This is a genomic window from Pseudomonas sp. SG-MS2 (assembly GCF_009933855.1).
GTDB lineage: Bacteria > Pseudomonadota > Gammaproteobacteria > Pseudomonadales > Pseudomonadaceae > Aquipseudomonas > Aquipseudomonas putida_E.
Genome location: NZ_MOMO01000230.1, coordinates 53,321 through 76,602, shown reverse-complemented (window position 1 = coordinate 76,602; position 23,282 = coordinate 53,321). Strand labels below are relative to the sequence as shown.

At 62.2% G+C, this 23,282-nt stretch carries 22 protein-coding genes; 7 read left to right on the top strand and 15 right to left on the bottom strand.

Annotation, left to right across the window (positions count from 1 at the left end):
• Nucleotides 1-172 precede the first annotated feature (172 nt).
• From msrQ to mrcB, 9 genes are all read right to left on the bottom strand, one after another.
• The gene (msrQ, locus tag BLX42_RS20320; RefSeq protein ID WP_046788179.1) at nucleotides 173-787 is read right to left on the bottom strand and encodes a protein-methionine-sulfoxide reductase heme-binding subunit MsrQ; all 615 of its coding nucleotides are present in this window, start codon (nucleotides 785-787) and stop codon (nucleotides 173-175) included.
• Entirely contained in the window at nucleotides 787-1,800 is a 1,014-nt protein-coding gene (gene msrP / locus BLX42_RS20315; RefSeq protein ID WP_046788178.1) for a protein-methionine-sulfoxide reductase catalytic subunit MsrP, read from the bottom strand. The genes msrQ and msrP overlap by 1 nt, the downstream gene beginning before the upstream one ends.
• Nucleotides 1,801-1,876: 76 nt before the next feature.
• Nucleotides 1,877-2,728, bottom strand: coding sequence for a CDP-diacylglycerol--serine O-phosphatidyltransferase (pssA, locus tag BLX42_RS20310; protein ID WP_012312687.1), 852 nt, complete (start codon nucleotides 2,726-2,728; stop codon nucleotides 1,877-1,879).
• A gap of 150 nt (nucleotides 2,729-2,878) precedes the next feature.
• A complete protein-coding gene (ilvC, locus tag BLX42_RS20305; protein ID WP_012312686.1) occupies nucleotides 2,879-3,895 on the bottom strand; it encodes a ketol-acid reductoisomerase in 1,017 nt (338 codons plus the stop codon).
• A gap of 54 nt (nucleotides 3,896-3,949) precedes the next feature.
• Complete coding sequence (gene ilvN / locus BLX42_RS20300) at nucleotides 3,950-4,441, bottom strand: acetolactate synthase small subunit (RefSeq protein WP_161872482.1); 492 nt, start codon at nucleotides 4,439-4,441, stop codon at nucleotides 3,950-3,952.
• Nucleotide 4,442: 1 nt separating this feature from the next.
• Complete coding sequence (locus tag BLX42_RS20295) at nucleotides 4,443-6,167, bottom strand: acetolactate synthase 3 large subunit (protein ID WP_161872481.1); 1,725 nt, start codon at nucleotides 6,165-6,167, stop codon at nucleotides 4,443-4,445.
• Between the two features lie 414 nt (nucleotides 6,168-6,581).
• Nucleotides 6,582-6,908 carry a YqcC family protein gene (locus BLX42_RS20290; protein ID WP_012312684.1) on the bottom strand — a complete coding sequence of 109 codons (327 nt, stop codon included), beginning with the start codon at nucleotides 6,906-6,908 and terminating at the stop codon, nucleotides 6,582-6,584.
• Nucleotides 6,908-7,696, bottom strand: coding sequence for a M48 family metallopeptidase (locus BLX42_RS20285; protein WP_161872480.1), 789 nt, complete (start codon nucleotides 7,694-7,696; stop codon nucleotides 6,908-6,910). Before BLX42_RS20285 ends, BLX42_RS20290 begins: the two co-directional genes overlap by 1 nt.
• A 15-nt stretch (nucleotides 7,697-7,711) precedes the next feature.
• Entirely contained in the window at nucleotides 7,712-10,033 is a 2,322-nt protein-coding gene (mrcB, locus tag BLX42_RS20280; protein WP_115273557.1) for a penicillin-binding protein 1B, read from the bottom strand.
• Nucleotides 10,034-10,150: 117 nt separating this feature from the next.
• On the opposite strand from mrcB, the gene BLX42_RS20275 reads away from it, so the two are divergent.
• Both BLX42_RS20275 and BLX42_RS20270 read left to right on the top strand, forming a co-directional pair.
• Nucleotides 10,151-11,713, top strand: coding sequence for a bifunctional aminoglycoside phosphotransferase/ATP-binding protein (locus BLX42_RS20275; protein ID WP_161872479.1), 1,563 nt, complete (start codon nucleotides 10,151-10,153; stop codon nucleotides 11,711-11,713).
• A 177-nt stretch (nucleotides 11,714-11,890) separates the two neighbouring features.
• A complete protein-coding gene (locus BLX42_RS20270; RefSeq protein ID WP_012312680.1) occupies nucleotides 11,891-12,169 on the top strand; it encodes a TfoX/Sxy family protein in 279 nt (92 codons plus the stop codon).
• 201 nt (nucleotides 12,170-12,370) lie between these two features.
• On the opposite strand, the gene BLX42_RS20265 is transcribed toward BLX42_RS20270, so the two are convergent.
• From BLX42_RS20265 to BLX42_RS20250, 4 genes are read right to left on the bottom strand one after another with little or no spacing between them, the layout of a single operon-like run.
• Complete coding sequence (locus BLX42_RS20265) at nucleotides 12,371-13,258, bottom strand: ChaN family lipoprotein (RefSeq protein ID WP_161872478.1); 888 nt, start codon at nucleotides 13,256-13,258, stop codon at nucleotides 12,371-12,373.
• Nucleotides 13,259-13,270: 12 nt separating this feature from the next.
• Entirely contained in the window at nucleotides 13,271-14,038 is a 768-nt protein-coding gene (locus tag BLX42_RS20260; RefSeq protein ID WP_161872477.1) for a heme ABC transporter ATP-binding protein, read from the bottom strand.
• Complete coding sequence (locus BLX42_RS20255; RefSeq protein WP_161872483.1) at nucleotides 14,038-15,021, bottom strand: iron ABC transporter permease; 984 nt, start codon at nucleotides 15,019-15,021, stop codon at nucleotides 14,038-14,040. Before BLX42_RS20255 ends, BLX42_RS20260 begins: the two co-directional genes overlap by 1 nt.
• Nucleotides 15,022-15,071: 50 nt before the next feature.
• Nucleotides 15,072-15,956, bottom strand: a complete 885-nt coding sequence (locus tag BLX42_RS20250; RefSeq protein ID WP_161872476.1) for a hemin ABC transporter substrate-binding protein — start codon at nucleotides 15,954-15,956, stop codon at nucleotides 15,072-15,074.
• A gap of 149 nt (nucleotides 15,957-16,105) precedes the next feature.
• On the opposite strand from BLX42_RS20250, the gene BLX42_RS20245 reads away from it, so the two are divergent.
• Nucleotides 16,106-16,423 (top strand): Rieske (2Fe-2S) protein, encoded by a 318-nt coding sequence (locus tag BLX42_RS20245; protein WP_115273551.1) that lies wholly within the window; start codon nucleotides 16,106-16,108, stop codon nucleotides 16,421-16,423.
• On the opposite strand, the gene sfsA is transcribed toward BLX42_RS20245, so the two are convergent.
• Nucleotides 16,413-17,126 carry a DNA/RNA nuclease SfsA gene (gene sfsA, locus BLX42_RS20240; RefSeq protein ID WP_039604039.1) on the bottom strand — a complete coding sequence of 238 codons (714 nt, stop codon included), beginning with the start codon at nucleotides 17,124-17,126 and terminating at the stop codon, nucleotides 16,413-16,415. The two genes, BLX42_RS20245 and sfsA, sit on opposite strands and share 11 nt — an antisense overlap.
• A complete protein-coding gene (locus BLX42_RS20235) occupies nucleotides 17,126-18,298 on the bottom strand; it encodes a pyridoxal phosphate-dependent aminotransferase (protein WP_046788168.1) in 1,173 nt (390 codons plus the stop codon). Before BLX42_RS20235 ends, sfsA begins: the two co-directional genes overlap by 1 nt.
• A 210-nt stretch (nucleotides 18,299-18,508) precedes the next feature.
• Between BLX42_RS20235 and dksA the strand changes: the two genes are divergently transcribed.
• The 4 genes from dksA to BLX42_RS20215 all read left to right on the top strand — a co-directional run bounded on the left by dksA (nucleotide 18,509) and on the right by BLX42_RS20215 (nucleotide 23,282).
• Nucleotides 18,509-18,952 carry an RNA polymerase-binding protein DksA gene (dksA, locus tag BLX42_RS20230; RefSeq protein WP_039604811.1) on the top strand — a complete coding sequence of 148 codons (444 nt, stop codon included), beginning with the start codon at nucleotides 18,509-18,511 and terminating at the stop codon, nucleotides 18,950-18,952.
• Nucleotides 18,953-19,015: 63 nt separating this feature from the next.
• A complete protein-coding gene (gene gluQRS, locus BLX42_RS20225; RefSeq protein WP_161872475.1) occupies nucleotides 19,016-19,903 on the top strand; it encodes a tRNA glutamyl-Q(34) synthetase GluQRS in 888 nt (295 codons plus the stop codon).
• 243 nt (nucleotides 19,904-20,146) lie between these two features.
• The gene (locus tag BLX42_RS20220; protein WP_003250005.1) at nucleotides 20,147-20,323 is read left to right on the top strand and encodes a hypothetical protein; all 177 of its coding nucleotides are present in this window, start codon (nucleotides 20,147-20,149) and stop codon (nucleotides 20,321-20,323) included.
• Nucleotides 20,307-23,282 carry a sensor histidine kinase gene (locus BLX42_RS20215; RefSeq protein WP_161872474.1) on the top strand — a complete coding sequence of 992 codons (2,976 nt, stop codon included), beginning with the start codon at nucleotides 20,307-20,309 and terminating at the stop codon, nucleotides 23,280-23,282. The genes BLX42_RS20220 and BLX42_RS20215 overlap by 17 nt, the downstream gene beginning before the upstream one ends.

Genomic DNA, 23,282 nt, shown 5'->3' with positions numbered 1-23,282 from the left:
GGATTAAGCAACTCTTTGAATTTCAAGGAGTTTCTCGTTCCGACTACGCTGGAAGTGGGGCGAATTATAAGGGGATTCGAACGCCCGTCAAGGCTTAATTTCAAGAAATTGAAATATAGGCGGAAATGGCCCTATCAAGCACAGCAGGTGTTCGCCATTGTCCTTTTAGCGCCTAGGAAGCCACCCTTCCCCGACGCCCCATGATTCGAGGCACTCGCCGCGCCACCGCCGGCACCCGCAGCACCATCAACACGCCAGCAATGGCCGCGTAGATCGCCCACTCGCGCAGATCGGAGCGCACAATCCACAGGAAGTGCAGCAGACCCAAGCCGAGAATCACATACACAAGCTTGTGCAGTTTCTTCCAGCGCGCGCCCAAGCGCCGCTGACTGTAACGATTGGAAGTCACCGCCAACGCCAGCAAGCCAAGGAAGCCGAGCGCCCCCACAATGATGTACGGCCGCTTGCGCAGCTCGACGGCAAACTGCCCCCAATCCAGCCCCAGGATAAAGAACAGGTAGCAAAGGAGGTGCAGCACGATATAGGCAAAACACCACAACCCCAGTTGCCGACGCACAACGATCCACCCCGACCAGCCTGTCAGCTTCTGCAGCGGCGTCATGCTCAGCGTGATCAAAAGGAAGATCAACGCCCCCAGCCCAAGCCGATCCATAAGGATCTTCCCCGGGTCCGGTCCGAGCAGGTTCATCGCCGCCTCATACAACCACCACAGCGGAAACAGACAACCCACTATAAAGATAGCCAGGCGCAGCCAGGGATAACGCATCAATAGTTCTTCCGCAGGTCGAGGCCAGCGTACAGCGACGCCACTTCATCGGCGTAGCCATTGAACATCTGTGTCTGTCGCACGTTGGGGCTGAACAGGCCACTGGGCAGGCGCCGTTCGCGCGCCTGGCTCCAGCGCGGGTGATCGACCTCGGGGTTCACGTTGGCATAGAAACCATATTCATCAGGCGCAAGACTCTCCCAGGTCGTGCGCGGCCGTTCGGCCACCAGACTGATCCGCACGATCGACTTGATACTCTTGAACCCGTACTTCCACGGCACCACCAGGCGCAGCGGCGCACCGTTCTGGTTGGGCAACTCGCGCCCATACATGCCGACCGCCAGGATGGCCAGCGGGTTCATCGCCTCATCCAGGCGCAAGCCCTCTTCGTACGGCCAATCGATCAACGCGAAGCCCGAACGCTGCCCAGGCATGTGCTGCGGATCCTGCAGGGTCTCGAACCGTACATAACGCGCCTTTGAGGTCGGCTCAACCTGCTTGAGCACTTGGGCCAGGGGAAAGCCCAACCAGGGGATGACCATTGACCAGGCCTCCACGCAGCGTAACCGATAGATACGCTCCTCAAGCGCGTAGGGTTTGACAAAGTCTTCCAGCGCATAACGCCCGGGCTTGCCAACCTCACCATCGACCACCACCGACCAGGGTTCGGTCTTCAGGCTCCCGCCATTGGCGGCGGGGTCGCCTTTATCAGGCCCGAACTCATAGAAGTTGTTGTAATGAGTGGCATCCTTGAAGGGCGTGATCGCCTCGTCTTTTACCGTCACCGCTTGCCAACGCGTGTCAGCCAGCTTGCTGGTGAACCAGGCCGGTGCGTTGCCTGCCTCGACATCTGCGTAACGCGATGTTTGGGCCGCGCGCGCCGCAAAGGGCATCGCACCCAGCGCAACGCCGGCCATGGAGCCACCCAACAGGGTACGACGGGAAAGGTAGATGCTTTCGGGAGTGATCTCCGATGCCTTGCAATCGGAAGACCTGGGAAGCTTTATGAGCATGACGGCTCCACAGCACTGGTTAACGGATGTACCAGTAAGACTATGGAGCCGCAGGGTTATTCCATCATTAAATCATTCAGGATTTACGATGGCGGCCTTTGAGCAGGAACTGGATCGGACCAGAAGCGGCGTAGGCAAGGAAAATCAGCAGCAAGATGCGCGGCGGGTCGCTGAATACCACGGCAAACACCAGCACCACCGCCAGGATCGCCACGAACGGCACGCGGCCCTTGAGGTCGAGCTCCTTGAAGCTGTTGTACTTGATGTTGCTGACCATCAACATACCGGCGGCGGCAACCAGCAGTGCCACCAGGAACGACAACTTGGAGCCCTGGATACCATAGTCGCTGAAGGCCCATACGGTACCGGCGACCACACCAGCGGCAGCTGGGCTGGCCAGGCCGATGAAGTAGCGCTTGTCGGCAGTACCGACCTGGGTATTGAAACGCGCCAGGCGCAGCGCGGCACCGGCCACATAGATGAAGGCGACCATCCAGCCGACCTTGCCCATGTCGCCCAGCGCCCAGCCAAAGGCCAGCAGGGCCGGGGCCACGCCGAAGGCGACCATGTCCGACAACGAGTCGTACTCGGCCCCGAAGGCGCTCTGGGTGTTGGTCATGCGGGCGACACGGCCATCGAGGCCGTCGAGCACCATGGCCACGAAGATGGCGATGGCGGCAAAGGCAAAGTACTTGCTCGCCTCGCGCGGGTCGCCAGCACTGAGGGCGCTCTGCGCGCTCATCGAGTTGATTATGGAATAGAAACCGGCAAACAGGTTGGCGGTGGTGAACAGGTTGGGCAACAGATAGATACCGCGATGGCGCACCTTGCGCCCTTCGGCATCATGCCCTTCTTCAACGTGCTCATCGACAGGTAGCAGGCTTTCGGCGTCGGAGGGCTTGTTCGGCTCTTCGGGACGTTCGCTCATGGAGGGTACCTTGCAACAGGATGGAAAATGTTCGACACGGGCCCGCGAAACAGGTTCTGACGGCAGGCCACTGGTCTGCTTTATACCAGAAGCTGAATGCCAGAACGAAAAAACGCGGCCGAAGCCGCGTTTTTCGTCATTCGATAAGACTCAGTTCTTGGTCTTGTCGACGATTTTGTTAGCCGAGATCCACGGCATCATCGAACGCAGCTGCTCGCCGATGACTTCGATACCGTGAGCGGCGTTGTTGCGACGCTTGGCGGTCATCGATGGGTAGTTGGTGGCGCCTTCGGAGATGAACATCTTCGCGTACTCGCCGTCCTGGATGCGCTTCAGAGCGTTGCGCATGGCCTTGCGGGATTCTTCGTTGATGACTTCCGGACCGGTGACGTACTCACCGTATTCGGCGTTGTTGGAGATCGAGTAGTTCATGTTGGCGATGCCGCCTTCGTACATGAGGTCGACGATCAGCTTCAGCTCGTGCAAGCACTCGAAGTAGGCCATTTCCGGCGCGTAGCCAGCTTCGACCAGGGTTTCGAAACCGGCTTTGACCAGCTCGACGGTACCGCCGCACAGAACGGCCTGCTCACCGAACAGGTCGGTTTCAGTCTCGTCCTTGAAGGTGGTTTCGATGATGCCGGTACGGCCGCCACCAACGCCCGAAGCGTAGGACAGGGCGACGTTCTTGGCGTTGCCGGAGGCGTCCTGGTAGATAGCGATCAGGTCAGGGATACCGCCGCCTTTGACGAACTCGGAACGCACGGTATGGCCCGGGGCCTTCGGCGCGATCATGATTACGTCGAGGTCGGCACGTGGAACGACCTGGTTGTAATGGATCGAGAAACCGTGGGAGAAGGCCAGGGTGGCGCCTTTCTTGATGTTCGGCTCGATTTCGTTCTTGTACAGAGCGCCCTGGAACTCGTCCGGGGTCAGGATCATGACCAGGTCGGCAGCAGCGACGGCGGTGGCGACGTCGGCCACTTTCAGGCCGTGGGCTTCAGCCTTGGCAACGGTAGCCGAACCTTTACGCAGACCGACGGTAACGTCTACACCGGAGTCCTTCAGGTTGCACGCTTGGGCGTGGCCCTGGGAACCGTAACCGATGATGGCGACTTTCTTGCCCTGGATGATGGAAAGGTCGCAGTCTTTATCGTAGAAAACTTTCATGAAATACCCCTGGTTATATCTCGGCCCCTGCGGAGCCATCGCTAATTTTTGAATTCAGATGCTGAGCACTTTGTCGCCACGGGCAATGCCGGTGACGCCACTGCGCACGGTTTCGAGAATCGATGCAGTGCCGATGGCCTGGATGAAGCTGTCCAGTTTGTCGCTGGTACCACTGAGCTGTAAGGTGTACACGCTGGCGGTAACGTCGACGATCTGGCCACGGAAGATGTCCGTGGTGCGCTTGATCTCGGCACGCTGGGCACCGGTGGCCTTGACCTTGACCAGCATCAGTTCACGCTCGATGTGAGCGCTTTCCGACAGGTCGACAAGCTTGACCACTTCGACCAGCTTGTTGAGGTTCTTGGTGATCTGTTCGATCACTTCGTCATGGCCAACGGTGGTCAGCGTCAGACGCGACAGGGTCGGGTCTTCGGTGGGCGCCACGGTCAGGCTTTCAATGTTGTAGTTGCGCTGGGAGAACAGGCCGACCACGCGGGACAGAGCACCGGGTTCGTTTTCCAGCAGCAGGGAAATGATGTGCCGCATATCAGGTACGCTCCGTCTTGCTCAGCCACATGTCACGCATCGAGCCATCCTTGATCTGCATCGGATAGACGTGCTCGGTACGGTCGACCGCGATGTCGATGAACACCAGGCGGTCCTTCATCGCGAAGGCTTCTTCGAGCTTCGGCTTGAGGTCCTTCAGGCTGGTGATGCGGATACCCACATGGCCATAGGCCTCGGCCAGCTTGATGAAGTCAGGCAGCGACTCGACATAGGAGTGCGAGTGACGGCCGTTGTAGGCCATGTCCTGCCACTGACGGACCATGCCCAGCACGCCGTTGTTCAGGTTGACGATCTTCACCGGCAGGCCGTACTGCATGCAGGTGGACAGCTCCTGGATGTTCATCTGGATGCTGCCTTCGCCAGTCACGCAGGCCACGTCCTGATCCGGGAAATTGAGCTTGATGCCCATGGCTGCCGGGAAACCGAAGCCCATGGTGCCCAGGCCACCGGAGTTGATCCAGCGGTTCGGCTTGTTGAAGCGGTAGTACTGTGCTGCGAACATCTGGTGCTGACCGACGTCGGAGGTGACGAAAGCATCGCCGTTGGTCACTTCGCACAAGGTCTCGATGACGGTCTGCGGCTTGATGACGCTGCCGTCGCCCTTGTTGTAGGGGAACAGGTCGCCATTACCGCGCCACTCGTCGATCTGCTTCCACCAGGCTTCGGCCGCTGCCTTGTCTGGCTGCTCGCCGATTTCCTTGAGGATGCCCAGCATCTCGTTCAACACGCTGTCGACCGGGCCCACGATCGGCACATCGGCCTTGATCATTTTGGAGATCGACGCCGGATCGATGTCGATGTGAATGATCTTGGCATTCGGGCAGAACTTGGCCGGGCCATTGACCACGCGGTCATCGAAGCGTGCGCCGACCGCGAAAATCACATCGGCATTGTGCATGGCCATGTTCGCGGTGTAGCTACCGTGCATGCCGAGCATGCCCAGGAACTGGCGGTCGGTACCCGGGAAGCAGCCAAGGGCCATCAGGGTATTGGTGACTGGCAGGTTCAGCGACTTGGCGATTTCGGTCAGCGCTTCGGAGCCACCACCGAGAATCACACCGCCACCGGCATAGACGATCGGACGCTTGGCAGCCAGCAGCATCTCGGCAGCCTTGCGGATCTGGCCGGAGTGGCCACGCACTGCCGGGCTGTAGGAGCGCAGCTTGACCTTCTTCGGATAGACGTATTCGAACTTCTCGGCCGGGTTGGTCATATCTTTTGGAATGTCGACCACGACCGGGCCTGGACGGCCGGATTGCGCCAGATAGAAGGCTTTTTTCAGAACTTCAGGGATCTCGGTAGCGTGCTTGATCATGAAGCTGTGCTTCACGATCGGCCGCGAGATGCCGATCATGTCGGTTTCCTGGAAGGCATCGGTACCCACCATGGTGCTAGGCACCTGGCCGGACAGGATGACCATCGGAATCGAGTCCATGTAAGCGGTGGCAATACCGGTGATGGCATTGGTCGCGCCCGGGCCGGAGGTTACCAGCACCACACCGGCCTTGCCGGTGGCGCGGGCGTAGCCGTCCGCCATATGGGTAGCAGCCTGCTCGTGACGAACCAGGATGTGCTCGACTTCCGGTTCCTTGAACAGGGCGTCGTAAACATGCAGGAGAGCACCACCAGGGTACCCGTAGATGTGCTTAACGCCTTCGTCACGCAAGAAGCGGACGACCATCTCAGCGCCAGATAAAAGCTCCACGTTGTTCACCTCTAAAACGCCAGAATACCGTCCCTAGTGGACGGGTCTTAATAGGTTTACTGCCAAGCAGAGCATGAGCGAACGTCAGCACTGACTGAGCAAGTATTGGGAGCACCCCTGAGTGTTGCGGGGTTATCCCACCCAGCGCGAGGTAACGCGTTGCGGGGTGTAACAGGTCGGCGCGGGTGTGCGCCTCATGATCTGCTTAGCGGGTCTGCTTCTGGCAGTCCCTCTAAAGCGGAAACTGGATTCTTGTGATTTGGCGGCTACAAGTCAAGAAAAATTATTGCCAATTTTTCCTCAAGATGAATTCCTGCCACCACTAAAAACCGACACAGCAGCAGGAAAAATAACTTTTCCACAAAAAAGGGCCACAATCTGCGGCCCCTGAAGGAAAAAGAGAAGAAATCAGGCTCAAGCAGCGATCAATTGATCGAACTCTGCCAGCAGGCGCCGCAACTCACGACTCTGCTCCGGCCGGTCGACGAACACCGTCTCGGCCATCACCAGAATGCTCGAGGCGTTGGGCAGCGGTTGACCAAGCTCGATGATGATCTTCATGCGCGGCAGGAATATCCACTGCAGCCACTGCTCGAAGCTCATGCTATCGACCGCAAAAGGCACTGTGCTGGCCAGCGCCTCATCGCTTGGCGGCTCGTCAGCCCACCAGCCCTGCACGATCAACTCACGCTCGATGAGCAGCAGGTGGTCGGCGATGTCCAGAATGCGCTGCTCGATCATCAGGAGTTGACCCGCGCTTTTTGCCGGGCCAGCGCGGCGCCGGCGCTGTCACCCTGCTTCTCACGGGCCTGGGCGATGGTGTTCCACAGCTCGGCCTGAAGGTCAGGGCGACCATTGGCATAGGTCAGGGCACGGCGCGCCAATTGCTCGGCCTGCGCCGCATCGCCCTGGGACAGGCGCACCTGCGCCAGACGGAACAGTACCTGCGGCTCACGCGGGGCGATGCGCTGGGCGCGCTCCAGGCTCGAGGCCGCACCGTTGAAGTCGCCACTGCCCTGTTGCGACTGGGCGGTGGTCAACAATGCCAGCACCGGGCCATCGAGCTGCTCGTCAGCCGACAGCCCCCCGGATGCCGCACTGCTGCGCGGAATGCCGGTTGGCGCGCTGGCAGCGGCCGGGGCACTGTTCATCGACGCGATGTCGAACGGTTCGTCGGCGATCGGGTTGGGGTTGGTCGTCATCGGTGCAGATGTGCCGGGGCCAGTGGTAATCGGCGTGGCGCTGATCGGGGCCACGCCATTGCCTGCCGGGAACGTCTGGATGCCCGTGGCACCGGCACCTTGCGGAATCATCACGGTCACGCCGGAGTCCTCAGGCAGGGTCTGCGCCTGCGAGGTGCCATTGCTGATGCCGGCCGCCGAGCGGTTGGCCGTCACGCGTTCACTGTTGGACACCCGTGTGCTTGAGTCCACAACCGGGATGTTGCCACGCTGAACGCTGGAACAGCCCTGCAGCACCACCAGTGCCGTCACGGCAGGAAACCACCACTTTTTCACTTCACACCTCATCAATGCTGCCAGGGCTTAATTCATCCAGCCTTTGACCCAGTCCATGACCGATTCTGCCGGATTCTGCTCGCCGCCACAGATCGCGCCGGCGGGCGGTTCGCTCCCGCGAATATACGGCATCTGCACCGCCCCCGGACAGCTTGCGTCGGAACCCTGCCCACTGTAGGGGTCGATCCAGGCCTGTACCACGTTGTCCGGTTGCGGCATGTCCAGCGGCAGCGGGTCAGCCTTCTTCATGAAGCTGGTCCACACCTGCAGGGCACCGGTGGCGCCAGTGAACGGCGTCTTGCCGTTATCGTCACGGCCCATCCACACCACCGCCAGCAGGTCCTGGCTGAAGCCTGAGAACCAGCTGTCACGCGAGTCGTTACTGGTACCGGTCTTGCCCGCCAGGGTCAGCGACCTGGGCAGCACGTTGTACACGGAGCGGCCGGTACCTTCGCGCATCACCCGCTGCATCGCGTTCTGTACCAGGTAGATGGAGCCCGGATCGAAGGTCTGCTGGATCTGGAACGGGTAACGCTTGAGCGGCTCACCTTCGGCGGTGAGCACACTGCGGATGCCGCGCATCGGCGTATTGAAACCGCCATTGGCGATGGTCTGGTACATGGTCGCCACCTGCATCGGCGACATGCCACCGGCCCCCAGCAGCATTGCCGGGAACGCAGGCCAGTCGACATTGACCCCGAGCCGGCCGATGGTCTTGATGACGTTGGGCACCCCCACTTCCAGGCCGATCTTGGCGGTCGACAGGTTGTAGGAGTTGGCCAGCCCCTGGTACAGGTAAATGGTGCCATGCGGGCGGCGGTCATAGTTTTGCGGGCGCCACACCTGGCCATTGGCGCCCTTGACCGAAAACGCCTCGTCCTGCACCCAGCTGGTCAGGGTGTACTTGCTCGGCTGCTCCAGCGCGGTCAGGTACACCGCCGGCTTGACCAGCGAGCCAATCGGCCGCACGGCATCGATGGCACGGTTGAAGCCGGCGAATCCGGCCTGACGACTGCCGATAAGGGCCTGTACCTCACCGGTTTCCGGGTTGGTCACGACCATCGCCGATTCGACCTCGTCAGCGCCTTTGCGCCCCGACAGACGCTTGAAGGTCTCATTCATCGAGGTTTCGGCCTTCATCTGCAGGATCGGGTCGAAACTGGTGAAGATGCGCAGGCCCTCTTCAGTCAAGTCTTCGTCGCGATAGTCCTGGCGCAGCTGGCGCTTGACCAGGTCGAGGAAGGCCGGGAACGAACTGTCGGCCAGGCTGCCTCGCTTGGTCACGCCCAGCGGCATCTTCTTCGCCGCATCGACCGCTTCCTGGCTCGCAACGCCCTGCTCGGCCACAAGGTCCAGGACCAGGTTACGCCGCGCCAGAGCCCGCTCGGGGTGGCGACGCGGGTTGTAGTAGGACGGCCCTTTGACCATACCCACCAACAGGGCGATCTGGTGCAATTTGAGCTCCGACAGCGGTTGGCTGAAGAAGAACTGGCTGGCCAGGCCGAAGCCATGCACGGCGCGCTGGCCATCTTGGCCGACGAACACCTCGTTGAGGTAGGCCTCGAGAATTTCGCGCTTGTCGTAGTGCATCTCCAGCAGTACGGCCATCATCGCTTCGGTCAGCTTGCGGCTGAGGGTGCGCTCGCTGGTCAGGTAGAAGTTCTTCACCAACTGCTGGGTCAGGGTACTGCCACCCTGGCGCATGGAACCGGAGGAGGTGTTGATCCACATTGCGCGTGCGATGGACTTTGGCGACACGCCAAAGTGGCTGTAGAAGTCTCGGTCTTCGGTTGCCACCAGGGTTTCGAGCAAGTACGGCGGCACCTGATCGATCTTGATCAGGATGCGGTCCTCGAGGTTCTTCGGGTAGATCCCCCCGATCATCAACGGCTCGAGGCGCACCACATCCAGCTTGCCATTGTTGGCGCCGGACAGCCCGGCAACGTAGTCGCCGGAGAAGCGCACACGCACGAACTGCGCGGGCTCCATACCCTCGTAGAACTGGAAGCCGCGGGTGTTGAGGTCGACGGTGTTACCGTTGACAGCCGCAGCGCCCGGGCCATTGGCCGCGCTTTCACGCCGGTAGCCGAGGGCATCGAGTTCGGTGAGGAAGTCGTTCTTGCTCAGCTTCTGGCCGACGAACAGCTCCAGCGGCCGGGCGTACACCTTGGCAGGGATGGTCCAGCGCTTGCCGGAGAACTTCTCCTGGACGACAGCATCGAGGTAAACCGCGAAGCCGGCAACGATCACCAGGCCAACCAGGCTGAGCTTCAACGCCCAGCCCAGCCAGGCGCGCGAGCGGCCGGTCGGGCGTTTCTTAGGAGTACGGGAATTTCGGGTTCGAGTCATGGCGGCGGATTATACGCACTTTGTAAAGGCTGGGCAGGCGCCCTCTGGCGGTATGCAGGGGCGGCACCATTGACCATAATGGCGCCTTCGAATTCCCTGCCCCCGGAAGGATTTCCCGTGAGCCAAGCCTTGATCAAAGCGTTGCAGAACCCTGCCCTCTACCCTCACCCCGTGGACGGGTTCCAACTCATCGAGACGCATATCTCCTGGGTCCTGCTCACTGGCGAATACGCCTACAAGATCAAGAAGCCGATGAATTTCGGCTTTCTCGACTTCACCGGGCTTGATCAGCGCCAGCATTTCTGTAACGAAGAGTTGCGCCTGAACCAGCGCCTGACCGACGGTCTGTACCTGGAAGTGCTGCCGATCACTGGCAGCGCCGAAGCCCCGCAGCTCGGCGGTGAAGGTGCGGCGATCGAGTACGCGCTGAAAATGCGCCAGTTCCCGCAGGGGCAGATGCTCAACACCCTGCAGGCCAACGGTGAACTCAATGCCGGACACATCGACCAAATGGCCCGGCAGATCGCCGAATTCCACCTGCAAACTCCGAAAGTGCCCGCCGAGCAGCCCTATGGCTCACCTGAAAGCGTCATGGCCCCGGTCGAGCAGAACTTCGAGCAGATCCGCCCATTCCTCAGTGACAAGGCCGACCTGCAGCAGCTGGACAACCTGCAGGCCTGGGCGCGCAGCAGTTTCGAACGCCTTGAAGGCCTGTTCGCGGCGCGCAAGGCCAATGGGTTCACCCGCGAATGCCATGGCGACATTCATTTGGGTAACGCCACTGTGATCGATGGCAAGGTGGTGATCTTCGACTGCATCGAGTTCAATGAACCGTTCCGCATGACCGACGTCTGGGCCGACACCGGTTTCCTCGCCATGGACCTGGAAGACCGCGGCCTCAAATGCCTGGCGCGGCGCTTCGTCAGCCAGTACCTGGAGCTGACCGGCGACTATGAAGGCCTGGAAGTGTTGAACTTCTACAAGGCCTACCGCGCACTGGTCCGCGCCAAGATCGCCCTGTTCAGCATGCCGGCCAATGCCGATGGCGTGCAGCGCGCCACCAGCCTGCGCACCTACCGCAACTACGCCAACCTGGCTGAAAGCTACAGCGCCATCCCTTCGCGCCTGCTGGCCATCACCCATGGCGTCTCGGCCGTGGGCAAGAGCCACGTCGCCATGCGCCTGGTCGAAGCCTTGGGCGCCGTGCGCGTGCGTTCCGATGTGGAGCGCAAGCGCCTGTTCGGTGAACAGCAGAAAGCCGAAGCAGGCCAACTGCAAACCGGCATCTACGACACCGATGCCAGCACCGCCACCTACCAGCGCCTGCACCAGCTTGCCGCGACCATCCTGCGCGCAGGCTTCCCGGTAGTGCTCGATGCCACTTACCTCAAGCACGAACACCGCAAGGCCGCAGCCGAGGTCGCGAGCGATACCGGCGTGCCACTGCTGATCCTCGATTGCCAGGCACCGGAGGCGGTCATCGCCAGTTGGCTGGCGCAGCGCCTGGCCCAGAATAGCGACCCGTCGGACGCCACCCTGGAAGTGGTCAAGGCACAGCAGGCCAGCCGTGAGCCATTGGATGACGTTGAACTGCAGCAGAGCACACGTGTTGATACTCAGGAGGCCAGCAGCATGGACCAGGTGATCGACCAGATCCGTCAGCGTTTGCCCGGTCTTTGATTCAACGCAATTCGGGCCGGCAACTGGCCGGCCCGCATTCCTGCACCCACCGCAAACAGGGCATCTCGTCGCCCCCGATGGCAAAAGGCCGCGCATTTTCCAACCCCCGCTACACTCCTCTCTGACCTGCTCGCGATTTATCCCCTAATACCCGTTCAGCCATCGCAAGGAGGCTCGATGAACGATGAATTGCAGCATCTGAAGAATCTTGGAAAGACCTCCGCGCAGTGGTTGCATGCGGCCGGTATCCACAGTGCATCGGATTTGCGTCGACTCGGCGCGGTAGGTGCGTACCAGGCCGTGAAAACCCGAGGATTCCGGGCGTCGAAGGTGTTGCTGTACGCCATTGAAGGCGCGCTGCTGGACATGCACTGGAACGATTTGCCGGCCGAGCGCAAGCAAGCGCTCAATCAACAACTGGATGCGAAATGCCCTGCGCAAAAAAATGCAAAATAAACATCAGATGGGGATTGACTCGATAATGAGAATCGTTATGATTATCACAACTGGTCGCGAGACTGGTTGGATAAGCTGAAAGCCCCTGGTTCGGACTCTCAGATTATCTCCTCATCAGGCTAATCACGGTTATTGACCCGGCATTTTTGCCGGGTCTTTTTTTTGCTTGTCACTGCATTGTCAGCGCCGGCGCTTCCCCGTCTACCTACGCAACCGTGCGCAATAGTCCTGCTCCGGCATCGCAGCCGTATACCACACAAAGTCTGCCATCCCCGCCTCGACCTGCTGACCGACCTCGGCCAGCAGCAGCACTTTGCTCTGCCCCTCGGCCCCCAGGTCGGCAAGGTGCAGCGGCACGCCCAGGTCCTTGCGTGCGTGGAATGCACCGGCCAATAACAAGGCAGGCTGCGGCGCTGCCAGCAGCCGCTCGGCAATGCGCCGGTCGCGTTGTTGCTGAACGGCCAGCATGGCCGGCAACTGGCTCTCGGGGAGCAAATTACAGTGCCCGGCCCTCACCTGCTCGAGCAATGCCGCCTTTACTGACGGGGCATTGGACTGCGCCCCCGGCACCGCCGCCGCCTGCCGGTAGGCCTGGCGCATTTCGCCAGGCGACAGGTTGGCGGCCAGAAGGGGAATATGGTTACCCAGTGCTTCACGTACGATCGGCCCGTACAGCTGCCAGTCCCAGCCCTCCTGCCACGCCAGGGCCTTGGGCAGGTCCTGCGGCAACCGGGCCTGGCCTTCAACCGCATCGACCCGTGACTGCTGCTGCGGTTGCAGCATTTCCAGAAGCAGGCTGCCCTGGGCACGCCGGGCCTGCATGGCGCGGATCAACCAAAGTTGCAAGGCGTGATGGTCGGCATTGTCATGCTTTTCGCCTACCAGCACTCGCGGTACGCCAGCCAGTTGCTCGACCAGTTGTTCCGGGCTGATGACCTTGCCACTGGCCAGGTCGTGGATTTGCCCCAGGTCTGCGCTGTCACGCCCCTCGCTACTCTGCCAGGCGGGTAACGGCGGCGAGCTGGCCTGGCAGCCACCCAACGCCAGCAACAAGCCCAGCAACGCGCCAGACAGTAAGGAATGATGCATCGGCAACGCCTCCTAGCGGGTGATGATCAGCGGATGCCCCCGTTCCGGATGGGCCTGCACCAATACGTCAATGCCGAACACGGCCTTGAGCGCCCTGGGCGTCAATACCTCCTGCGGCGACGCCAGAGCATGGGCACGGCCGCCTTCGAGCAACAGGATACGATCACAGTAGCGCGCCGCCAGGTTCAGGTCATGCAGGATCACCAATACCGCTGCGCCGCGATCGGCAAAACTGCGCACGGCTTGCAAGGTGGTGTGCTGGTGCAAGGGGTCGAGCATCGAGGTCGGCTCGTCAAGCAGCAGCGTAGTCCCCTCCTCACCCGGCCAAAGCTGAGCCAGTACGCGGGCCAGATGCACCCGTTGCCGCTCTCCGCCCGACAAAGCCAGGTAACTGCGACCCAGCAGGTGCCAGGCATCCGCCGCGCGCAGGGCCGCCTCAACGATCTCAGCGTCACGCACCTGGCCGCTGTCATGCGGCATTCGCCCCATGCCCACCACTTCCTCGACCCTGAACGCAAAGCCCAGGCTGGACACCTGCGGCAACACCGCCAGGCGCCTGGCCCGCGCCTGCCCAGGCCAATCGGCCAACGGCCGGCCCAGCAGCGTCACGCTTCCTTGGCCGGGCGACAGCTCGCCACACAGCACGCCCAGCAGGCTGCTCTTGCCTGCACCATTCGGCCCGAGCACGCCCATGACCTGGCCCGGGTGCAATTGCAGGTGGAGGTCTTGCAGTACTTCATTCCCACCACGACGCAGGTACAGGCCCTCGACTTGCAACATCAGCTGCGCCCTCTGATCAGCAGAACCAGGAAAAACGGCGCACCGATAAATGCCGTGACAATACCGATCGGCAACTCGGCCGGCGCCAGCGCCAAGCGTGCCACCAGGTCGGCGAGCAGCATCAGCACGCCGCCGGCCAACAACGAGGCGGGCAACACCACGCGGTGATCAGGCCCGGCCAGCAAGCGCACCAGGTGCGGTACCACCAGGCCGATGAAGCCGATAAGCCCCGCCGCCGCAACGGCCGCTCCCACACCCAAGGCCGTGCAGAACACCAACTCGCGCTTGAGCCGCTCCACCTCGATCCCCAGGTGCCGAGCCTCGGACTCGCCCAGCAGCAAGGCATTGAGCGCCCGCGCCCGGCGCGGCAACCACAGCGCGACGCCTGCGGCAACGATCAGCAACGGCCACAGCCGGTCGTAGCTGGCACCATTGAGACTGCCCAGGTTCCAGAAGGTCAGCGTGCGCAGGGTGGCATCGTCGGCCAGGTAGGAAAACAGGCCAACCGCCGCGCCCCCCAGCGCAGTCATGGCTACACCGGCCAGCAACATTGTGGCCACATTGGTCTGCCCGTCGCGCCGCCCAAGGCGATAGACCAGCGCGGTGACCCCGAGGCCGCCGGCAAAGGCGCACAGTGACAATAAGTAAGGTGCGAAAGCCTCAGGCATGCCGCCAAACCAACTACCGCCAACGATAGCCACTGCGGCGCCCATCGCGGCACCGGCGGAGACACCCACAAGCCCAGGGTCGGCCAGCGGATTGCGGAACAACCCCTGCATGGCCACACCGCACAGCGCCAGCACCGCCCCCACTGCCAAACCCAGCAGTGTGCGTGGCAGGCGAATCTGGCCCAGGATCATTTCGGCCTGCTGCAGGCCTTCGCCATCGATGCGCAGCCCCGATAACCGCAGGCCCGCGCGCAAGGTATCGAACAGCGGCAAGCTCACAGGGCCAAACGCGAGGGACAGCCATACCGCCAACAGGCACAGCAGGCTCAGGCAGGTAATCAGTGTACGTGGCTGCACGCGCGGCTTCATTGCGTGAAGCTGACCTTTGCCGCCGGGTAGAGCGCAGCCGCCAGGTCTTGCAGGGCCAGCGGCAAGCGCGGGCCCAGGCCACCAACCAGCAAGGTCGGGTCGAGTGGCACCAGGCGCCTGTCGCGTACCGCACGGGAGGTGGCCAGCGCCGGGTTTTCCTTGAGCAGTGCCTGCAGGGCCTGTTCGCCGACCAAGGCGCGGTCGGAGAACACCACGACATCCGGGTCCAGCGCCGCCAAGGCCTCATTGGAGAAATTCTTGTATCCCTGATGCTCCGCCAGGTTTCGCCCACCTGCCTGACGCAGCAGCCAGTCACCTGCGGTGCCCTGCCCCGCAATCAGCGGTTTGGCACCGGCATGGCCGACCAGCAACAGCACACCGGGCACCTTGTGGCTGGCCTGGGCCTGCTTGACCTGCTCCTGCAATACCTCGAGCTGCTGATGATAATCGGCAACGAGTTGCGCGGCCTTCTGCTCGGCGCCGAGCAACATACCCAACTGCTCGAGGTTTGCATCCACGGCGGCGAGGTCAGCCTTGCTGGAGAGCAGCTCCACCCGAACGCCGGCTTTGCGGATTTGCGCAAGCACAGGTGGCGGCCCCATCTCTTCTGTGCCCACCAGTACATCCGGGCGCAAGCTGAGGATGCCCTCGGCCGACAACTGGCGCTGGTAACCGATACTTGGCAGGCCCTTGAGTGACTCAGGATGCTGGCTGGTGGTGTCCACACCCACCAGGCGGGGCTCGCCGCCCAGTGCGCTGATCCACTCGCTCAATGCGCCGCCAGCACTGACCCAGCGCTGTGGCAGGTCGGCGGCCAGGGCTTGGGTGCAAGCAACCAGGGCCGCACACAAGGCAAGCAAGACAGCGGGACGACGCATCATCGGATTCCTTCTGAAGGCGAGCCACACGCCTTGTGGCGAACGGCGGAACTGCGCACCATAGACAACCGGGCGCAGCGATAGCGGGCAATTTGATAATTATTCGCATTGACGCGTCAAGCCATCACTTGTTTCACGAGTCGTTCCCGCAAATGCACTTCCTTTGTACTTCCGCAGCGCTGGCCGAGGGCCACAGCCGCGCCTTCAGCGTAGACGGCACCGAACTGTTCGGCGTGCGTCGCCAGGGCCGTGTGCACCTGTATCGCAACCGCTGCCCGCACCGGGGTATCCCCTTGAACTGGCAGGCGGACGCATTTCTCGATGACAGTGCCAGCCTGATCCACTGCGCCCATCACGGGGCGCTGTTCCTGATTGAGAATGGCGAATGCGTGGCAGGCCCCTGCGAAGGTGACGCGCTGCAGGCCCTGGACTGCCTGGAAGATAGCCAGGGCATCTGGCTCAGGGGTTGAGCAGCACCGGTAGCGGACGGTCGATGACGATGTGCCCGGCATCCAGGCGCGCACCATAGGCCAGCACCTCTACTCCATCCGCTACCGCGGTGCGCAGTGCCCGGGCATAAGCCGCATCGATCTCGTCGGCCGGGCGCACCGCTTCGATGCCTGTCAGGTTCACACAGTACAACTGCACCGCACGTATACCTTGCCGGGCCAGCGTCGCCAGTTCGCGCAGGTGCTTGGCACCGCGCTGGGTAACAGCATCCGGGAAAGCGGCCACTGCCGTGTCCGGGTACCCCAGTGTCACGCTCTTGACCTCGACGTAGGCCGGCCCGTGGTCGAACTCCAGGCGAAAGTCCACCCGGCTGCCTTCTTCACCGTAGGCCACCTCACGTTTGAGTGCAGTGAAGCCCGCCAGCTCTCGGATCACGCCGGCGCGAAGCGCTTCTTCGACCAGCGCGTTGGCCCGCCCCGTGTTGACGCAGGCCAGCCGCCCCTGGGGCGTTTCACTGATTTCCCAGGTGCCCGGCAGCTTGCGCTTGGGGTCGTTGGAGCGACTGAACCAGACCTGCCCGCCCTCACGCATGCAATTGAGCATGGAGCCGGTGTTGGGGCAATGGATGGTCAGTTGCTCCCCATTGGCCAGTTCGATGTCCGCCAGGAACCGCTTGTAGCGGCGCAACAGCCGCCCCTGCTCGAGTGGAGGAAAGAACACCATCAGCCTTGCCAGCTCCGTAAGCCCCGGGCGATGCGCTGGACCGCTTCCTCCAGCCGCGGCAGGCTCTGGGTGTAGGCAAAGCGCACATGATGGCCGGCCAGGTGGCGACCAAAGTCCAGGCCCGGCGTGAACGCCAGGTGCTCGGTTTCCAGAAAGTGCCGACAAAAGGCAAAGGCATCGCCACCAAAGGCACTGATGTCGGCATATAGATAGAACGCGCCCTGCGGCTCCACGGCAATGCGAAAGCCCAGTTCGCGCAGGGCGGGCAACAGGTAGTCGCGACGACGGGCAAACTCGGCGCGGCGCGCTTCGAATATTGCCAGGGTTTCAGGCTGGAAGCAGGCCAGTGCGGCGTGCTGGGCCATGCTGGGCGCGCTGATGTACAGATTTTGCGCCAGTTTTTCCAGATCGGCCACGGCGTCAGGCGGGGCAACCAGCCAGCCAAGCCGCCACCCGGTCATGCCGAAATACTTGGAAAAACTATTCAGGACGAATGCCGAATCATCCACCTCCAGGACGCTCGCAGCGTCCATGCCGTACGTCAGCCCGTGGTAGATCTCGTCCACCACCAGGTGGCCATTTCGTTCGCGGGTGGCCTTGGCCAGGCTGGCCAGCTCATCACGCTCCAGCACCGTACCGGTGGGGTTGGCTGGCGAGGCGACCAGGGCACCGACGGTGTCCTGGTTCCAGTGGCGGGCCACCAGGTCGGCGGTCAGCTGGTAGTTCACCTCAGGCCCGACAGGTACCAGTTGCGCACCACCCTCGACCAGTCGCAGGAAGTGGCGGTTGCATGGATAGCCGGGGTCTGCCAACAGCCAGTGCTTGCCCGGGTCGACCAGCAGGCTGCTGGCCAACAGCAGCGCGCCAGAGCCCCCCGGGGTGATCAGGATGCGTTCAGGGTCCACCGCAACGCCATAACGCTGGTCGTAAAAACCCGCAATCGCCTCGCGCAGTGCCGGCAGGCCACGCGCGGCGGTATAGCGGGTATGCCCGGCAGCCAGCGCTGCCTGGCCTGCCTCGACGATAGGCGCGGCAGTGGTGAAGTCCGGCTCGCCGATCTCCAGGTGGATCACATCATGACCGGCCGCTTGCAGCTCGTTGGCCCGCGCCAGCAACGCCATGACGTGGAAGGGTTCGATGGCGCGGCTGCGCGCACTGTAGGGGTGAGCCATGACCTTCTCTCAATTGGGTCTAAACTGGTGATTCTACCTCTGCGCGGCACCGAACGTGCGCTTCACGGCGCTGTCAACAGCTAGGACCGGGCGGGCTAGCGCACCCCCGATCTATCTGGTAAGTTCGGCGGCTCGCAGTCGCAGGGCCGGCGGGTGCCGGAGATGGAGCATCCTGCGCATTGGATCAGATGAGTGAGAGGCGGTCTATTCATGTCCACCGTAGAAAAGCAAAAAGTCCAGACCATGTACGGTGTCGAGCCCTACGTCGAAAGCAAGGGTGAGGCGTACATGGGCGAGCCCATGAAAAAGCACTTCACCAAGCTGCTCAATGCCTGGAAAGGCGAGCTGATGGTCAGTGTGGATCGCACCGTTGATCACATGAAAGACGAAGCGGCCAACTTCCCGGACCCGGCCGACCGCGCCAGCCAGGAAGAGGAATTCGCCCTGGAGCTGCGCAACCGCGATCGCGAGCGCAAGCTGATCAAGAAGATCGACAAGACCCTGCAGAAAATTCAGGACGACGAATACGGCTGGTGCGACTCCTGCGGTATCGAGATCGGCCTGCGCCGCCTGGAAGCCCGTCCGACTGCCGACCTGTGCTTCGACTGCAAGGAAATCGCGGAGAAAAAGGAAAAAACAGTCGGCAAAGGCTGATCCTTCTCCTACCCGAACGGGGCGCATCATGCGCCCCGTTTCATTTCATACGCACGACCACCCATGAACGACTCCCGCTACATCGGACGCTTCGCCCCCACCCCCAGCGGTTTTCTGCACTTCGGCTCGCTGGTCGCCGCCCTCGCCTCCTGGCTTGACGCCCGCGCGGTCAATGGCCGCTGGCTGCTTCGCGTGGAAGACACCGACCCGCCCCGGGAAATGCCGGGCGCCCGTGATGCCATCCTGCAGACGCTGGAGCGCTATGGGCTGGAGTGGGACGGCGAGGTTGTCTTCCAGAGCCAGCGCCACCGGGCTTATGCAGAAGTGGTCGAGCGCTTGTTCAATATGGGCCTGGCCTATGCCTGCACCTGTTCGCGCAAGCAGCTCGAAGGCTACAACGGCATCTATCCAGGGTTTTGCCGCAACGCCGGGCATGCCCGTGAAGGCGCAGCCATCCGCCTACGGGTGCCGGAACTGCTCTACCGCTTTACCGACCGGGTGCAAGGGGAGTTTCAGCAACACCTTGGCCGCGAGGTGGGCGATTTCGTGATTCAGCGCCGCGACGGGCTGTATGCGTACCAGTTGGCCGTTGTGCTGGATGATGCCTGGCAAGGTGTTACCGACATCGTGCGCGGGGCCGACCTGCTCGACAACACGCCGCGCCAGCTGTACCTGCAGGAATTGCTGGGCTTTTCCCAGCCGCGTTACCTGCATATTCCGCTGATCGTACAACCTGATGGGCACAAGCTGGGCAAGTCGTACCGTTCGCCGCCCCTTGAGGCTGGCCAGGCGACACCGTTGCTGTTGCGGGCGTTGCGGGCATTGGGCCAGGAAGCCGACCCCCAGTTGTTGACGGCGACGCCGGCTGAAGTCTTGGCCGTGGCGCGCCAGCGCTGGCAGCCAGGGGCCATTGCACAGCGAACGACGGTGCCCGAGGCTGATTTGAACTGAAGCATCACCGGCCCTATCGCCGGCAAGCCGGCCCCCACAGGTACAGTGCAGTACCTATAGGTGTGGGTACTTGTGGGGGCGGGCTTACCGACGATAGGGCCATTACAGGCAACTAACGCCTCAAAAACAAAAGCCCAATAATTTCAAACCCTTGGCGAACACCACCGATTCCCGCTAGCATCGCCCCAGCCATTTGCGCCAATAATAAGTCCAAGCCCGCAGCGCCCAACCATCGAGGCCAGCATGTACATCTATCGTTTGGTCCTGCTTCTGGTCGTGGGGATCTACCTGTTCTCCCCGGCCATCATGGACTGGTGGATCGAACCGACCGGTGCCTGGTACCGCCCTTACCTGCTCTGGCTGATCCTGATCGTCGTCACCTTCATCCTGCAGAGCCAACGAGATGCCGATGAGCTTTAGCCTGACCCAGATGATCCTGATCAGCGCCGCGTACCTGATGGTGCTGTTCGGCGTGGCCTGGATCAGCGAGCGTGGGTTGATACCCCGTTCGATCATTCGCCACCCGCTGACCTACACCCTGTCGCTGGGCGTCTACGCCAGCGCCTGGGCGTTCTACGGCTCGGTGGGCCTGGCCTATCAGTATGGCTACGGCTTCCTCGCCTGTTACCTTGGGGTGTCCGGCGCCTTCCTGCTGGCACCGGTGCTGCTCTACCCGATCCTCAAGATCACCCGCACCTACCAATTGTCGTCACTGGCCGACCTGCTGGCCTTTCGCTTTCGCAGCACCTGGGCCGGTGCGCTGACGACCATTTTCATGCTGATCGGGGTACTGCCCCTGCTGGCGCTGCAAATTCAGGCAGTGGCCGACTCGATCAGCATTCTCACCGGTGAACCAGTCAAGGCCCGGGTGGCCTTTGCCTTCTGTGCGCTGATCATCCTGTTCACCATTTTCTTCGGCTCACGCCACATCGCCACGCGCGAAAAGCATGAAGGGCTGGTGTTCGCCATCGCCTTCGAGTCGGTGATCAAGCTGCTGGCCCTGGGCGGCATTGGCCTGTATGCCCTGTACGGCGTGTTCGGGGGCCCGCACGGGCTGGAAGTGTGGCTGCTGCAGAACCAGACAGCCCTGGCAGCGCTGCACACCCCCTTGCAGGAGGGCCCATGGCGCACCCTGCTGCTGGTGTTCTTCGCCTCGGCCATCGTCATGCCGCACATGTACCACATGGCCTTCACCGAAAACCTCAACCCGCGCTCGCTGGTCAGCGCCAGCTGGGGCCTGCCGCTGTTCCTGCTGTTGATGAGCCTGGCCGTGCCGCTGGTGCTGTGGGCAGGCCTGCGCCTGGGCGCCAGTACCAACCCCGAGTACTTCACACTGGGCCTTGGCATCGCCGCCAACAACAAGGCGCTGGCACTGCTGGCCTATGTCGGTGGGTTGTCTGCCGCCAGCGGCCTGATCATCGTCACCACCCTGGCGCTGTCTGGCATGGCGCTCAACCACCTGGTGCTGCCGTTGTACCAGCCACCGGCCGAAGGCAACATCTACCGCTGGCTGAAATGGACCCGCCGCGCGCTGATAGTCGCCATCATCACCGCTGGCTTCATGTTCTACCTGAACCAGAACACCCACCAGAGCCTCGCCAACCTGGGCATCGTCGCCTTCGTCGCCACCTTGCAGTTCCTGCCTGGGGTGCTGTCGGTGCTGTACTGGCCGACCGCCAACCGCCGCGGCTTCATCGCCGGCCTGCTGGCCGGCACCCTGGTATGGATGGTGACCATGCTGCTGCCCCTGCTGGGCAATCTGCAGGGCTTCTACATCCCGCTGCTGGACATGATCTATGTGCTCGACGACACCAGCTGGCACATGGCAGCGATTGCCTCGCTGGCAGCCAACGTGTTGTTGTTCACGCTGATTTCACTGTTCACCAACGCCAGCAGCGAGGAAGTCAGCGCCGCTGAAGCATGCGCGGTAGACAACGTGCGCCGCCCCCAGCGCCGCGAGCTGCATGCTGCCTCACCGCAGGAATTCGCCACCCAACTGGCCAAGCCACTGGGTGCCAAGGCTGCACAGAAGGAAGTCGAACAAGCCCTGCGTGACCTGTACCTGCCGTTCGACGAGCGCCGCCCCTATGCCCTGCGCCGCCTGCGTGACCGCATCGAGGCCAACCTGTCGGGCCTGATGGGGCCGAGCGTGGCCCAGGACATGGTCGAAACCTTCCTGCCTTACAAGTCTGGCAACGAGAACTACGTCACCGAAGACATTCACTTCATCGAAAGCCGCCTGGAAGACTACCACTCGCGCCTGACGGGCCTGGCTGCTGAACTCGATGCCTTGCGCCGCTACCACCGCCAGACCCTGCAGGAGCTGCCCATGGGCGTCTGCTCGCTGGCCAAGGACCAGGAAATCCTGATGTGGAACAAGGCCATGGAGGAGCTGACCGGCATCGCCGCCAAGCACGTGGTAGGGTCGCGCCTGGTAACCATCGATGAACCCTGGCGCGGCCTGCTGCAAGGTTTCATCAACGTGCCTGATGAGCACTTGCACAAGCAGCGCCTGGTACTGGACGGGCAGCCGCGCTGGCTGAACCTGCACAAGGCAGCCATCGATGAGCCCCTGGCACCCGGCAACAGCGGCCTGGTGCTGCTGGTCGAAGACCTCACCGAGACCCAGGCCCTGGAAGACAAGCTGGTGCACTCCGAGCGTCTTGCCAGTATCGGCCGCCTGGCTGCGGGCGTGGCCCACGAGATCGGCAACCCGATCACCGGCATCGCCTGCCTGGCGCAAAACCTGCGCGAGGAGCGCGAAGGGGACGGCGAGATCATCGAATTGTCGAGCCAGATACTCGAACAGACCAAACGGGTGTCGCGCATCGTGCAGTCGCTGATGAGCTTTGCCCATGCCGGCGGTAGCCACCAGAACAGCGAAGAGCCGGTGTGCCTGGCTGAAGTGGCCCAGGATGCCATCGGTCTGCTGGCGTTGAACCGGCGCAATTTCGAAGTACAGTTCTTCAACCTCTGCGACCCTGACCACTGGGCCGAGGGGGACCCCCAGCGCCTGGCCCAAGTCCTGATCAACCTGCTCTCCAACGCGCGCGATGCTTCGCCGCCCGGCAGCGCCGTGCGGGTACGCACCGAAGTCAGCGAGCACACCGTCGACCTGATCGTCGAGGACGAAGGCAGTGGGATTCCGAAGAACATCATGGACCGCCTGTTCGAACCTTTCTTCACCACCAAGGACCCGGGCGAAGGAACCGGACTGGGGCTCGCTCTGGTCTATTCCATCGTGGAAGAGCATTATGGGCAAATCACCATCGACAGCCCGGCCGACATCGAACGGCAACGTGGCACACGGATCCGCGTGACCCTGCCCCGGCATGTCGTAGCGACGTCCCCTGAAATTCGAGACCGTCGAGAGAATTGA